Below are 14,983 nucleotides of genomic sequence, written 5' to 3' on the forward strand. Positions count from 1 at the left end.
TATGGAGAGGTGTCCGAGTGGTTTAAGGAGCTGGTCTTGAAAACCAGTGATGCTTAACGGCACCGTGGGTTCGAATCCCACCCTCTCCGCCAAATGCCTAGATAGCTCAGTCGGTAGAGCAGGGGACTGAAAATCCCCGTGTCGGTGGTTCGATTCCGCCTCTAGGCACCATGAGAAGTGTGGCGGTATAGCTTAGTTGGCTAGAGCGTTCGGTTCATACCCGAAAGGTCACAGGTTCGACTCCTGTTACCGCTACCAATTAATGTGGGCCATTAGCTCAGTTGGTTAGAGCGCCCGGCTCATAACCGGTAGGCCCGGGGTTCGAGTCCCTGATGGCCCACCACATTAATTAAAAAGTCGAGGTGTAGCGCAGTTTGGTAGCGCACTTGGTTTGGGACCATGGGGCCGGGGGTTCGAGTCCCTTCACCTCGACCAGATATATGGTGGATATAGCTCAGCTGGTTAGAGCGCCAGATTGTGGCTCTGGAGGCCGTGAGTTCGAATCTCATTATCCACCCCAAGTAAATATGACTCATTAGCTCAGTCGGTAGAGCACTTGACTTTTAATCAAGGTGTCCGGAGTTCGAATCTCCGATGGGTCACCAATATGGCGACATGACCAAGTGGCTAAGGTAGAGGACTGCAACTCCTTCATCCCCAGTTCGAATCTGGGTGTCGCCTCCAGATAAGCGCCTATAGCTCAACTGGATAGAGTGTCTGACTACGAATCAGAAGGTTGGGGGTTCGAGTCCCTTTGGGCGCACCATATATAAACAACCATGAGGGATCATAGCTCAGCTGGGAGAGCACCTGCCTTACAAGCAGGGGGTCACAGGTTCGAGCCCTGTTGGTCCCACCAGTAAAACCTTTAGTGATTAAATCGCTAAAGGTTTTTTTGCATATAATATTATTTAATTTATTTTTTATGGATATTATTATAAGTACAAATAAATATTAGTTTTATGTAAATACTATTTTTATAATATATAAATGTAGAATATTATTCATAGAAAAAAATTGAATTATTAATAAATTTTAAAATTAAGACTTTTTTAGTAATATAATATATAATGATATTATTGGAATTACAATAGTACCGTTGATAGCAGTTAAATATATTGAGAAAGGAGAAGTCAGAAAATTAATATATATTAAAGATGTATATTGAATACAATAATACTTTTATAAATAAAAATATTTCTGACATAAAAAGAATTTGTATATAATATTTGATGAGCAAATAATTGATAGTGATGAAATAAAAGATTTAATAGAAAAAAACAGCGATTTTAAAGTTGAAAAAGATATGTGTAAAGCAACTAAAAGGGAGGATGTTTTAGCGTATCTATTGACATTAGATGTCGATTTAATAAAAAAAGAAATTGAAGAAGAATATGATTTGCAGGACATGGAAATGGATGATCTATTTGAAGAATATATGCAAATGGCAGAAGAAAAAGCTATCGAATTAGAAGAAATAATGCCTATGTATTCAATAATGAATACCATATCTTATAAATGGGATATGAGTGAAAATAAAATAAAAACTATAATAGCTATAGCCCATACTGATTTAGGGGTATTAAAACTTTCGGATGTTGTAAAAAGATTATTATCTGAAACAGATTAATAATATAGAAATAATAAATAATTAAATGTGTTTATGACATTGTAATATTGCAAGCTATTGGTAATTAACAAAGTATTAATATCAAATTTTGGAGAGAATTAAAGAAGAATAAATATTTTAATTAAAGTATAATAAATAGAAATATTTTAATATTGAATGAAAATAATTTATCATCAAGAATATTGTTATATTATGTAAAAATAATTTAATGAAATAAAATATATAGATTTGTTAAAACAATACTTTACTGATAGTGTTATTTTGATATGAAAATATTTGATTTATGTACATTTAGAAGTAAAATAATGATTTTATTCATATAAATAGAAATATTTTATTATTAATTGTAAAAAAATATTCTAAATTCACTTAAATTAAATATAGTATTTTTTCAAAATACATAAATTAAATTATATATTGAAAGAAATTCTATTATTAATTAAGAAACTTATTAAAACCGGTTTAAAATTAAATTGAATTGATTTATAATCTTAAATATTACGATGAAAATGAACACGGGGGGGATAAAATGCAAAAGAAGTTTAAGAAGATACTAGTTGCAAACAGAGGCGAAATTGCGATAAGAATATTTAGAGCATGCGCGGAACTAGGAATAAAAAGTGTTGGGATATACAGTAAAGAAGATAAATATAGTTTATTCAGAACAAAAGCGGATGAATCTTATTTAATAGGTGAAGATAAAGGACCTATCGATGTATATCTAGATATGGATGGTATTATAGCATTAGCAAAAGAAAAAAATGTAGATGCTATACATCCTGGTTATGGATTTTTAGCTGAAAACTCAGAATTCGTACGTAAATGTGAAGAAAATGGAATAACTTTTATAGGACCTTCAGCCGATATAATGGACAAAATGGGTGACAAGATAAATTCTAAGAAGGTTGCACATTCTGTTGGAGTTCCTACTATACCAGGAGTTGATAAAGTTATTGAATCAGTAGAAGAAGCTAAAGAAGTTGCTAATTACGTTGGATATCCAGTAATGGTTAAAGCATCTAACGGTGGTGGCGGTAGAGGTATGAGAGTTGTTTACAATGAAAAAGATTTAGCTCTTGAATACGAAACTGCTTGTAGTGAATCTAGAAAAGCTTTCGGTAAAGCTGTAATATTCATAGAAAAATATATAGTAGATCCAAAACACATAGAAGTACAAATATTAGGGGACAAAGAAGGTAATATAGTACATCTATACGAAAGAGACTGTTCAGTACAAAGAAGACATCAAAAGATAATTGAATATGCTCCAGCATTTTCTCTAGATCCAAAAGTAAGAGAAAGTATATGTGAAGATGCTGTTAAAATAGCTAAAGGTGTTGGATATGTAAATGCAGGTACTTTAGAATTCTTAGTTGATGCAGATGGTAACCACTATTTCATAGAAATGAACCCAAGAGTTCAAGTTGAACATACTGTAACAGAAGAAATAACTGGTATAGATATAGTTCAAAGCCAAATATTAATAGCAGAAGGATACACTTTAGATAGTGAAGAAATAGATATAAAATCTCAAGATGATGTAAAAGTAAGCGGATATTCAATCCAATGTAGAATCACAACTGAAGATCCTAAAAATAACTTTATGCCTGACACAGGTAAAATCCAAGTTTATAGAACTGGCTCAGGTGCAGGTATAAGACTTGACGGTGGTAATGGTTGTGCAGGATTTGATATAAGTCCATATTACGACAGTTTATTAGTTAAGACTGTTTCTTGGGATAGAACTTTCAAAAAAGCAATAAACAAGATGTTAAGATCTATAAGAGAATTAAGAATAAGAGGGGTAAAAACTAACGCTGGATTCTTAATTAACGTTCTAGAAAGTCCAGAATTCCAAGAAGGAAGATGTAGTACTAAATTTATAGATGAACATCCAGAATTATTTAACATAAGAGAAAGTAAGAATAGAGCTACAAAATTACTTCAATTCATAGGTGATGTTATTGTAAATGAAAATCACTGCCAAAAGAAACCAGTGTTTACTACACCACATAAACCAATTATAAGAACTGATATACCTGATATTGAAGGAAGTAGACAACAATTAGAAAGATTAGGTAAAAAAGCATATATAGAAAAAATAAAAAATGAAAAGAAATTATTATTAACAGATACATCTATGAGGGATGCACATCAATCTTTAGTAGCTACAAGATTTAGAACTTATGACTTCTTACAAGCTGCACCTGCTACTCAAGCATATATGAAGGATTTATTCTCACTAGAAATGTGGGGTGGAGCTACATATGATGTTGCATACAGATTCTTAAATGAATCACCATGGATAAGATTACAAAAATTAAGAAAAGAAATACCAGACATCTTATTCCAAATGTTATTTAGAGCTTCTAATGGTGTTGGATATACTAACTATCCTGACAATGTAATAACTACATTTATAAAAGAAGCAGCAGCACAAGGTATAGATGTAATAAGAATATTTGACTCACTTAACTGGGTTGAAAATATGAAATTATCAATAGACGCTGGTCTAGAAACAGGAAAAATAGTAGAAGCTACTATGTGTTATACAGGAGATATACTAGATCCTGCTAAATCTAAATATAATCTTGAATATTACATAAACATGGCTCAAGAATTAGAATCATTAGGAACAGATATAATCTGTATAAAAGATATGGCTGGTTTATTAAAACCACAAGCAGCTTACAGTTTAATAAAAGCATTAAAAGACAATGTAAATGTTCCTATACACCTACATACTCATGATACTAGTGGTAATGGTGTTGCAACTTGCTTAATGGCATCTAAAGCAGGTGTAGATATAGTAGATACTGCTTTACAATCAATGGCAGGACTTACAAGTCAACCATCATTAAATGCAATAGTAGAAGCTTTAAGATTCGACGAAAGAGATACAAAAATAGATTTATTTGGATATGAAGAAATAGGCGATTACTACTATGATTTAAGAGAAGTTTATAAGAAATTTGAAAGTGGATTAACAAGTTCTTTTGCACAAATATACAAATATGAAATGCCAGGGGGACAATATTCTAACCTTAAAGCTCAAGCTGATAGTTTAGGATTAGCTGATTCATTTGATCAAGTAAAAGATAACTATCAAAAAGCTAATAAGATATTAGGTGATATAATTAAAGTTACACCATCTTCTAAGGTTGTTGGTGATTTATCAATATTCATGACTAAGAATGGATTAAATGAAGAAAACATAATAGAAGAAGGTAAAAAATTATCATTCCCAGATTCAGTAGTTGACTACTGTAAAGGTATGATAGGACAACCAGTTGGTGGAATACCTCAAGATTTACAAGAAGTTGTATTAAAAGGTGAAGCTCCTATAACTGAAAGACCAGGTAAATTAATGCCACTTGCTGATTTTGAAGCAGATAAGAAATACTTAGACGAAAAATTCTCTATGGATTCTAACATAAGAAACATATTAAGCTACGAATTATATCCAAAGGTTTATGAAGATTATCTAAGACATCTTCAAGAATACAACGATATATCTAAATTAGAAAGTGATGTATTCTTCTATGGATTAGCAGAAGGTGAAGAATGTGATGTTGAAATAGAAGAAGGTAAATCACTATCTATAAGATTAATAGGTATAGGTGATGTTAAAGAAAATGGATACAGAACAGTAGTATTCAGAATGAATGGTTCTCTAAGAGAAGTTGAAATAAAAGATAACAACTACTCAGGCTTAATCAAACAAGTTGAACTTGCTGATATGGATGATCCTCTACAAATAGGGGCAGCTATTCCAGGTAAAGTTGTTAAGACTCTTGTTAAGAAAGGCGATGTAGTAGAAGAAAACCAACCATTAATAGTAATAGAAGCTATGAAGATGGAAACTAACATAGTTGCTAAGGTACCAGGTAAGATATCTTCAATAGAAGTTAAAGAAGGAGATATGGTAACTGATAAACAATTATTAATGACTATGGAAGCTGTAGAAGAAGCATAGAAATAAATAATGTTGAAAGAGGGATTTTACGAATTGATTTCGTAGAATCTCTTTTTTTATGTGAGAATAATAAGAAATATAACTATATTTAATAAAAATCTAACGTATATTAGTATATTAAATTCAGTATACAAAAAACGATAATAATATTGAAATTACAGTAAAAAATTTAGAAATAAAAAAGGAAAATTATACTTATATGTAGAAATATATTTAATTATAAAGTAAATAATATTTTTTATTATGGGAGATAATGTAATAAAAAGCATTATTTATTAAATTAAAAATAAAAAATTATAGAAATAAAAATATTAAGGAAATACGACTTAAATTTTTAAAACAAACAAAGGTAGGTGCTCTTATGAAAGTGTATGATAGTAACAATTTAAGAAATATTGCGATTTTAGGTCATAGTGGTTGTGGGAAAACTAATTTAATAGAAGCAATCGCATATACAGCTAATCTTAGAAATAAAATACCACAATTAAGTGATAAAACAAACATGACTTACAGTATGGGTCTAGTACCAGTAGAATACAATGGTATCAAATATAATTTATTAGATACTCCTGGATACTTCGATTTCTGTGGAGAAGTAATTTCTTCTCTAAAAGCTTGTGCAGCTGCTGTTATAGTAATAGATGCTACATCTCCTATACAAGTAGGTATAGAAAAATCACTAGAAATGACTGAAAATATGCCTAAAATAATGTTTATCAATAAAATTGATAATGAAAAGGCTAGATATAAAGATGCAATAGACATGCTAAGAGAAAAATACGATAAAAAAATAGTACCAATGATAATACCTGAATACAAAGATAAACAATTTGTTAAATTACATAATATATTAGATAATTTACAAGAAGCATTTGACGGTGACTTTACTAATCAAGTTTTAGCTATAAAAGAAGGTTTAATGGAACTTGTTGCAGAAGCTGACGATGCTTATTTAGATAAATATTTCAGTGGTGAAGAATTTACAGAAGAAGAACTACAAAAAGGAATTACAATAGGTATAAAGAGAGGGGATATAATCCCAGTTATATGTGGTTCAACTATTAATAACATAGGTACAAAAGAAATTCTAGAAACATTAGAATCATATATCTATCCAGGTCATATAGACAGTGAAGCTCCATTTAGAGGACAAGTATTTAAAACTATGATGGACCCATTCACAGGAAAAACATCTTATATCAAGATTATAGAAGGTACTTTAAAGAAAGACATGGAAGTTATAGATATAACTCAAGATAAAAAAGAAAAAATATCTAACATATATACAGTAGTAAATGGTAGTTTAGAAGAGCTTGAAGAAGCTAAAGCTGGTGATATAGTTGCAGTAACTAAAGTTGCTTCATTAAAGACAGGAGATACTATAGCAGTTAAACCTGATGCTTTACCATTAGATGCAATTGAATTCCCTAAACCACAAATTTACTATTCAGTAGTACCTAAGAATAAAGGTGAAGAAGAAAAAATCGCTTCTTGCTTAAATAAAGTTGCAGAAGAAGATCCAACTATACATTGGTATAGAAATGCTGAAACAAAACAAACTCTTGTTGGTGGACAAGGTGAATTACACATAAATACTATTAAGAAACAAATTAAAGAAAAATATGGTGTAGACTTCGACTTAGAAGATATCAAGGTTGCATACAGAGAAACTATAAAAGGAAGTTCAGATGTTCAAGGTAAACATAAGAAACAATCTGGTGGACGTGGACAATACGGTGATGTTCATATAAGATTCTCTAGATCTACAGAAGACTTTGAATTCGCAGAAGAAATATTTGGTGGATCTGTTCCAAAATCATATATACCAGCAGTAGAAAAAGGTTTAAGAGATTCTATGCAAAAAGGTATATTAGCAGGATATCCAGTTACAAATATTAAAGCAGTATTATATGATGGTTCTTACCATGAAGTAGACTCTTCTGAAATGGCATTCAAAACTGCTGCTTCTATAGCATTCAAAAAAGGTATGCAAGAAGCTAAACCAATATTACTTGAACCTATAATGAGTTTAAAAATAACAGTTCCAGAAGAATACATGGGAGATGTTATGGGTGATATCAATAAGAGAAGAGGTAAAATATTAGGTATGGAACCTGATAATAAAGGAAAACAAATTATATTTGCTGAAGCACCTCAAAGTGAAACATTTAAATATGCTATAGACCTAAGAGCTATGACTCAAGGTAGAGGGCAATTCGAAATGGAATTAGACAAATACGAAGAAGTTCCATCTCAAATAGCTAAAAAAATAATTGAAGAAGCTAAAGAAGATTAATATTTTAAATTGTATATAAGGGAACTTATGCAGGTTTATTCTGCATAGGTTCCTTTTTGTTGTGTATAAATATAAAAAAGTATATAATTATAAATAATAGTCAAAAAGCATACCACTAGCTTTATAAATAATAAAATATCTAAAAAAATATAGTGTATATATGTAATAAATAATACATTTTTTTATATTATAATTGTATTAAATAAATTATTTTGAGTTGAATTAACAAAAAAATGGGAATAATAATATTATATGCTATAGATGAATCTATATATTTTCCAATGTGAGATAAAATTTAAAATCAAAACTATCGAGAAATATTATAGAATTGCTATTTTATTTATGAGGAGGGATAATATGTTGTGTCAAAAATGTAATAAAAAAGTAGCTACTGTTTTTATAAGTACAATTGTAAATGGACAAAATAGTCAAATGTACTTGTGTACAGATTGTGCAAAAGAATTTCATGATAGTATGAACCCAGATATGAAAATTCCTTTTCCAATAAACGATATTTTATCAAATATGTCTTTTGATGAAAATACAGTAAATGATTTAATTGAAGGTTTAAAGGAAATGGAAATTAGTGGTGAACTTAAAGGAATGCTTGAACAAGAACATGTAGTAGAAGGACAACAAGAAGAACATAATAACGATAAAAAAGTAGATATTACATGTAGTGTGTGCAATACATCATTTGAAGATTATAAAAAGACTGGAAAACTAGGATGCAGTAGATGTTATTCTACTTTTGAAAAACAGTTAAAACCTATAATTGAAGGAATTTATGGATATTCAGAACATATAGGAAAATTCCCTAAAAATGAATTTAAGGATGTTCAAGCTATTAGAGCAGTAGAACATTTAAAGGAACAATTAAATATAGCTATTCAAGAAGAAGAATATGAGCAAGCAGCCAAGCTTAGAGATGAAATACTAGAACTGGAAGCTAATAATATGTAGGAGGAATTTATATGGAACAAAGTGTAGTAATAAAGTCAAAAGTAGATATATCGAGAAATTTAAATGGTTACTCATTTCCACATAAGTTATCTAGCAGAGAAGCTGATATTATAATAGAAAAAGTAAATAATATTTTATCTAGTTCTAAATATGATCTCATTTTGAATAGAACGAAAGAATTAAGTCAAATTGAAATGGATTCGCTTTTAGAGAGAGAACTTGTAGACGGTGATTTTTTAGCAAATGAAAATAGTGCTATACTTATCAACTACGATAAGACAATATGCATATTGATAAATGGATTAGACCATATAAAAATTCAAGTAGTAGGATATAATGGGATAAAGGAGCTGTATGATATAGCTAACGAAATTGATGATATATTAGAGACTCATTTAGAATACGCTTTTGATAAAGATTTGGGATACTTGACAACATGCCCTGTCAATGTAGGAACAGGGCTTAAGGTCACTAATACAGTACATATACCAGCGATACAAATACTAAAACAAATAGATGATTACTACAAAATAGCACATAAGATAGGGATTAATTTTAAAGGAGTATATGGCAAGACAAAATCTATATTAGGTAGCTTATATCAAGTGTCTAATAGTATAACACTTGGAAGAACTGAAGAAAATATTATACAAAGTGTAGAAAGTATCTCAAAGGATTTATCTAAAAGAGAATACGAAGGTAGAGAAGTATTAAGAAACGTAAGAAAAATAGATTTAGAAGACGATGTTTTTAGATCTTTAGCAATATTATCAAGTGCTAGAGTCATAACTAATACAGAGCTTATGAGATGTCTATCTAGTGTAAAGTTAGGAATAGAAATGGGATATATAGAGGATGTAAGCTTAGAAAAAATAGAAAAATTAATGACTGGAAGACAGCCTTATCTAAAAGTTATAAGCGCATATGACGAAGAAGAGAAAGTAAAAAGAGCATCTTATATTAGAAGGGAATTTAGTCTAGCTAATAGAAATAATAAATAATATTATTTCTATGTCTATAGAGATGATTTATCTGTATAGAATTGATAGGAGGGATTGACATGTACTTCAATAGATTTACTCAAGGTGCCAAAGCTTCTATAAATCTCGGCAAGAGTTGTGCAAAAAGCTTAGGGCATGGAGTAGTAGGAACAGAACACTTAATAGTGGGGCTTTTAAAGGAAAGATATGGTATAGCGGCTAGAGTACTTAAAAATTTAGGGATAGATGAAAATACTTTTGAAAATAAATTAATAGAAGTAGAGGGTAGAAATGATCAAGTTGAAGGAGACATTCCTCTAAGTCCACGAGCAAAGCAAATTTTAGAGAAAGCAGCTGTTTTCGCTAATAAATTAAATACAAATTACATAGGTACTGAACATATACTACTTGCAATAGTTCAAGAAGGAGAAGGTTTAGGAGTAAATATTCTTAGCAGTTTAGGTGTAGACCAAAGAGAGCTAGTAGAATCAATTATGAAAATGATGGGAGTTGAAAATTATTCAGTGGAACCAGCAAGACAAAACGATACAAATAAAGAAGAATCTTCAACATCGAAGCTTTTAGATAAATACGGTGTAAATCTTACAGAAGAAGCTAGTAAAGGAAAAATAGACCCTGTTATTTGTAGAGAAAAAGAAATACAAAGGGTAATTCAAATTTTGAGTAGAAGAACAAAAAATAATCCTGTGCTTATAGGAGATCCTGGTGTTGGGAAAACATCTGTAGCAGAGGGATTAGCTATAAATATCTCTAGAGGTAGAGTGCCAGATACTTTAAAGGGTAAGTCACTGTATACTTTAGACATGGGTAGCTTACTAGCAGGAGCTAAGTATAGAGGAGAATTTGAAGAGAGAGTAAAACAAGTAATAGATGAAGTTAAAAAAAGAGAAAATATAGTTTTATTTATAGATGAATTACATACAATCGTAGGAGCGGGATCTACAGGAGAAGGATCAATAGATGCATCAAATATTCTAAAACCTGTATTAGCAAGAGGAGAAATGCAAATAATAGGAGCAACTACTATTGATGAATACAGAAAGCATATAGAAAAGGATGCAGCATTAGAACGTAGATTCCAACCAGTATTAGTTGAAGAGCCTACTAAAGAAAGTACAATAAAAATACTTGAAATACTTAGAGACAGATATGAAGCTCATCATAAGGTAAAAATAACAGACGAAGCTATCGAAGCTGCAGTTGATTTATCTGTTAGATACATAACAGATAGATTTTTACCAGATAAGGCAATTGATTTAATCGATGAAGCAGGCTCAAAGGTTAGATTAAGAGAAAGTACTCCACCAGAGGAAATAAAAGAATTAGAAGACAGAATTGAAAGTATAAACAATGAAAAAGAAGAAGCTGTTAGATGCCAAAACTTTGAAAAAGCAGCCAAGGTTAGAGATGAGCAAAGAAGACTAAGGGAAGAATTAAAACAGGTTAGAGAAAAATGGAATAATTCAACAAGAGCTAAAAATACAGTTAATGCAGAAGTAATAGCAGATATTGTATCTATGTGGACTGGAATACCTGTAAACAAAATAGTCGAAGAAGAAGCTGAAAAATTATTAAATATGGAAAACATTCTACACAAAAGAGTTGTAGGACAAGAAGAAGCTATAAAATCTATAGCAACAGCTATCAGAAGATCAAGGGCAGGTATAAAGGACCCAAGTAAACCAATAGGCTCTTTCCTATTCCTAGGACCAACTGGTGTAGGTAAAACAGAGCTAAGTAAAGCTTTAGCAGAAGCACAATTTGGAGACGAAAATCAAATAATCAGAATTGATATGTCTGAATATATGGAAAAACACGCTGTATCTCGATTGATAGGTTCTCCTCCAGGATATGTAGGCTATGATGAAGGTGGGCAATTGACAGAACAAGTTAGAAAGAAACCATATTCAGTTATTTTATTTGATGAAATTGAAAAGGCTCATCCAGATGTATTTAATATTTTATTACAAATATTAGATGATGGTAGACTTACAGATTCTAAAGGAAGAACTGTAGACTTTAAAAACTGTATAATTATATTAACTTCAAACGTCGGAGCAACTGCAATCAAAAAACAAAAGAGATTAGGCTTTGGAGTTATAGACGAAAAGGAAATACAAAAGGATGAATATGAAAAAATGAAAGAAACTATTATGGCAGAATTGAAAAAACAATTTAGACCAGAGTTTCTAAATAGAATAGATGATATAGTAGTATTCCATTCATTGACTAAAGAAAATATTTCAAGCATTGTTGTTCTAATGTGTAAACAATTAATAGATAGATTAAAGGAATTAGAAATAGACTTAGAATTAGAGCAAGATGCTATAGATTTAATTGCAAAAGAAGGTATTGACCTTGAATATGGAGCTAGACCATTAAAAAGAGCGATACAAAATCATTTAGAAAATGAGCTATCTGAATTGATTTTACAAAGAACAATTAAAGCTGGTGATACTGTTATTGCTAGCGCAAAGGGCGATAAGATGGTCTTTACAGTGAAATAGATAAAAATTTCCTACAGAGTTATTTATTAGGGGAGCTAAAACTCCCCTAAATTAATATTAAATTAAAAAGAAATTATATTTTTTAAGGATTATGTAAGAAATATTTGATATTATTACGATAAGATATATGTTATCCTAATAATACAATGATATGTTAAGGGTGATAAATTTAATGGCAAAAATTAGAACTAAATATGTATGTCAGTCATGCGGGTATGAAACCAGCAAATGGATGGGGAAGTGCCCAGAATGTATGAAATGGAATTCTTTTGTAGAAGAAATAGAAGAAAAGAAAAGTAAAAAAGAAGTTTTTGTTATAGATAAATCAAATTCAAAGCCTGTTAGTATAAACTCTATAGTAGCTGTAAAGGAAGAAAGATTTACTACTAATATAGATGAATTAGATAGAGTTTTAGGTGGAGGAATTGTAAAGGGCTCTCTAGTTTTAGTAGGAGGAGACCCTGGAATAGGAAAATCTACACTTTTAATGCAAGTATCTAGCAATGTTGCTAATACTAATAAAAAAGTATTATATATATCAGGTGAAGAATCTGAATCTCAGATAAAAATGAGAGCAAGTAGATTAGGTGTAAATTCACAAAATTTATATATTTTCGCTGAAAATAATTTGAGTATAATAGAAGCTTATTTGGAAAAATTAAACCCTGAATTGATTATAGTCGACTCAATTCAAACTGTATATTCTCCAGAGATATCTTCAGCACCTGGTACTGTGAGCCAAATTAAAGAAGGAACATCTAAATTTATGAAGATCTCTAAAAAGATGGGAATATCCACATTTATAGTGGGACATGTTACTAAAGAAGGGTCTCTAGCAGGGCCTAAGCTATTAGAGCATATGGTAGATACAGTATTATATTTTGAAGGAGAAAGATATAACTCTTATAGATTGGTAAGAGCTGTAAAGAATAGATTTGGATCGACTAATGAGCTAGGAGTATTTGAGATGAAGGATATAGGTTTGGTTGAGCTTAAAAATCCTTCACAAGTATTGATTTCTGAAAAGCCAAAAGATGTATCAGGCTCTGTTATAATATCGACAGTTGAAGGAACTAGACCGATGCTTTTAGAGCTACAAGCGCTGGTAGCTCCTACAAATTTTGGCATGGCGAGAAGAACATCTACAGGTGTTGATTTTAATAGAGTTGCTTTATTATTAGCAGTTCTTGAGAAGCGAATTGGATTACAAATTCAAAACCAAGATGTCTATATAAATGTAGTTGGAGGAATAAGAATAAATGAACCATCAATAGACTTGGGTATAGTTATTGCTGTAGCTTCAAGTTTTAGAAATATACCTATAGCATCAGATATTGTTGTTACAGGAGAGGTTGGTTTAACTGGTGAGATAAGAGCTGTAAGTTATATTGAAAAGAGAATTTCAGAATGTAAAAAGCTAGGCTTTAAAAAAATAGTAATACCTAAAAACAATTACGAAGTAGTAAAGGATGTAAAAGGTATAGATATAATTCCCGTTGACAATCTTAGACAAGCAATAAATATCGTGCTAAGGGGGTAATAATTATGGATAATATAATTAATAACGAAGGTTTGTTACATGCTTTAAAAATGATATCTCCAGGAACCCCACTGAGAAAAGGCATAGAAAATGTGCTGAGGGCAAAGACAGGTGGGCTTATCGTACTTGATTGTAATGAAGAGGTTATGAAAATTGTCGATGGTGGATTTAGAATAGATGCTGATTATTCACCAGCATATTTATATGAATTAGCTAAAATGGATGGAGCTATAGTGCTTAGTGAAGATTCTAGAAAAATATTGTTAGCAAATACTCAGTTAATACCAAATTATAATATACCAACAACAGAAACAGGTACTAGACATAGAACTGCAGAAAGAGTAGCAAGACAGACTGGCGCTATTGTAATATCTATTTCTCAAAGAAGAAATGTTATTACAGTATATAGAGGAGATCAAAAATACGTTGTCGAAGAAATATCTGAAGTTTTTTCTAAGGCGAATCAAGCTTTACAGACTTTGCAAAAATACAAGGATGTTCTAGATACATCTATTTATAATTTAAATTCACTAGAATTTAATGATTTGGTTACAATTTACGATGTAATAGTAGTAGTTCAAAGTATGGAAAGAGTTATGAGAGTTGCGCAAATAATAGAAGGGTACTTAGTTAATTTAGGTGAAGAAGGCTATCTAGTAAGAATGCAGCTGGAAGAATTAATAGGTGGAACAGAAAAAAATAGACTTTTATTATTAAAGGACTATAAAAGAGAAAATATAGATTTAGATGAATGTCAAAAGAAAATTAGAAATTTATCCCAAGAGGATTTATTAAATAAGGTTAAAATAGCTAGAGTTTTAGGGTATAATGGAATTTCAGAAGACATGGATTTACAAGTACAAACTAAAGGATATAGAATGTTAAATAAAGTACATCGTTTACCAGCATCAATCATAGAAAATTTAGTAAATTATTTTGGAAATTTCCAAGAAATTTTACAGGCCTCAATAGAAGAATTAGATGAAGTTGAGGGAATAGGCGAAATAAGAGCCACATATATTAAAAATGGACTTATAAAATTAAAAGTAGTATTAGGTAATGGTCATATA

At 30.6% G+C, this 14,983-nt stretch carries 8 protein-coding genes and 10 tRNA genes; all 18 read left to right on the forward strand.

Features of this window, described 5'->3' with window-relative positions; genetic code table 11:
• Nucleotides 1-3 precede the first annotated feature (3 nt).
• Nucleotides 4-92 (forward strand) — tRNA-Ser (locus ACI3VO_RS10695).
• 3 nt (nt 93-95) lie between these two features.
• Nucleotides 96-171 (forward strand) — tRNA-Phe (locus ACI3VO_RS10700).
• 10 nt (nt 172-181) lie between these two features.
• Nucleotides 182-258, forward strand: a tRNA-Met gene (locus tag ACI3VO_RS10705).
• A gap of 8 nt (nt 259-266) precedes the next feature.
• Nucleotides 267-343: transfer RNA gene (locus ACI3VO_RS10710), tRNA-Ile, on the forward strand.
• A gap of 15 nt (nt 344-358) precedes the next feature.
• A tRNA-Pro gene (locus ACI3VO_RS10715) sits at nt 359-435 on the forward strand.
• A gap of 8 nt (nt 436-443) precedes the next feature.
• Nucleotides 444-520: transfer RNA gene (locus ACI3VO_RS10720), tRNA-His, on the forward strand.
• Nucleotides 521-529: 9 nt separating this feature from the next.
• Nucleotides 530-605 (forward strand) — tRNA-Lys (locus ACI3VO_RS10725).
• 4 nt (nt 606-609) lie between these two features.
• Nucleotides 610-684: transfer RNA gene (locus ACI3VO_RS10730), tRNA-Cys, on the forward strand.
• Nucleotides 685-689: 5 nt separating this feature from the next.
• Nucleotides 690-766: transfer RNA gene (locus ACI3VO_RS10735), tRNA-Arg, on the forward strand.
• A 17-nt stretch (nt 767-783) separates the two neighbouring features.
• Nucleotides 784-859, forward strand: a tRNA-Val gene (locus tag ACI3VO_RS10740).
• Between the two features lie 357 nt (nt 860-1,216).
• The gene (locus ACI3VO_RS10745; protein ID WP_439757913.1) at nt 1,217-1,630 is read left to right on the forward strand and encodes a hypothetical protein; all 414 of its coding nucleotides are present in this window, start codon (nt 1,217-1,219) and stop codon (nt 1,628-1,630) included.
• A gap of 529 nt (nt 1,631-2,159) precedes the next feature.
• Nucleotides 2,160-5,606 carry a pyruvate carboxylase gene (locus ACI3VO_RS10750; protein WP_439757914.1) on the forward strand — a complete coding sequence of 1,149 codons (3,447 nt, stop codon included), beginning with the start codon at nt 2,160-2,162 and terminating at the stop codon, nt 5,604-5,606.
• 361 nt (nt 5,607-5,967) lie between these two features.
• Nucleotides 5,968-7,902, forward strand: coding sequence for an elongation factor G (locus ACI3VO_RS10755; RefSeq protein ID WP_439757915.1), 1,935 nt, complete (start codon nt 5,968-5,970; stop codon nt 7,900-7,902).
• A gap of 357 nt (nt 7,903-8,259) precedes the next feature.
• Nucleotides 8,260-8,865 carry a UvrB/UvrC motif-containing protein gene (locus ACI3VO_RS10760; protein WP_439757916.1) on the forward strand — a complete coding sequence of 202 codons (606 nt, stop codon included), beginning with the start codon at nt 8,260-8,262 and terminating at the stop codon, nt 8,863-8,865.
• An 11-nt stretch (nt 8,866-8,876) separates the two neighbouring features.
• Nucleotides 8,877-9,866, forward strand: a complete 990-nt coding sequence (locus tag ACI3VO_RS10765; RefSeq protein WP_439757917.1) for a hypothetical protein — start codon at nt 8,877-8,879, stop codon at nt 9,864-9,866.
• A gap of 59 nt (nt 9,867-9,925) precedes the next feature.
• The gene (locus ACI3VO_RS10770) at nt 9,926-12,373 is read left to right on the forward strand and encodes an ATP-dependent Clp protease ATP-binding subunit (protein WP_439757918.1); all 2,448 of its coding nucleotides are present in this window, start codon (nt 9,926-9,928) and stop codon (nt 12,371-12,373) included.
• 172 nt (nt 12,374-12,545) lie between these two features.
• On the forward strand, nt 12,546-13,913 hold the full coding sequence (radA, locus tag ACI3VO_RS10775) for a DNA repair protein RadA (RefSeq protein WP_439757919.1): 1,368 nt from the start codon (nt 12,546-12,548) through the stop codon (nt 13,911-13,913).
• 5 nt (nt 13,914-13,918) lie between these two features.
• A partial coding sequence (gene disA, locus ACI3VO_RS10780; protein WP_439757920.1) for a DNA integrity scanning diadenylate cyclase DisA occupies nt 13,919-14,983 on the forward strand: 1,065 nt, incomplete at its 3' end.

Origin of the sequence: Intestinibacter sp., assembly GCF_051866655.1 — a bacterium.
Taxonomy (GTDB): domain Bacteria; phylum Bacillota; class Clostridia; order Peptostreptococcales; family Peptostreptococcaceae; genus Intestinibacter.

Bases quoted from the DNA above. Each gene is read 5' to 3' on its own strand.
- ACI3VO_RS10750 (WP_439757914.1), top strand. From the start codon at position 2,160: ATGCAAAAGAAGTTTAAGAAGATACTAGTTGCAAACAGAGGCGAAATT.
- ACI3VO_RS10755 (WP_439757915.1), top strand. From the start codon at position 5,968: ATGAAAGTGTATGATAGTAACAATTTAAGAAATATTGCGATTTTAGGT.
- ACI3VO_RS10760 (WP_439757916.1), top strand. From the start codon at position 8,260: ATGTTGTGTCAAAAATGTAATAAAAAAGTAGCTACTGTTTTTATAAGT.
- ACI3VO_RS10765 (WP_439757917.1), top strand. From the start codon at position 8,877: ATGGAACAAAGTGTAGTAATAAAGTCAAAAGTAGATATATCGAGAAAT.
- ACI3VO_RS10770 (WP_439757918.1), top strand. From the start codon at position 9,926: ATGTACTTCAATAGATTTACTCAAGGTGCCAAAGCTTCTATAAATCTC.
- radA (WP_439757919.1), top strand. From the start codon at position 12,546: ATGGCAAAAATTAGAACTAAATATGTATGTCAGTCATGCGGGTATGAA.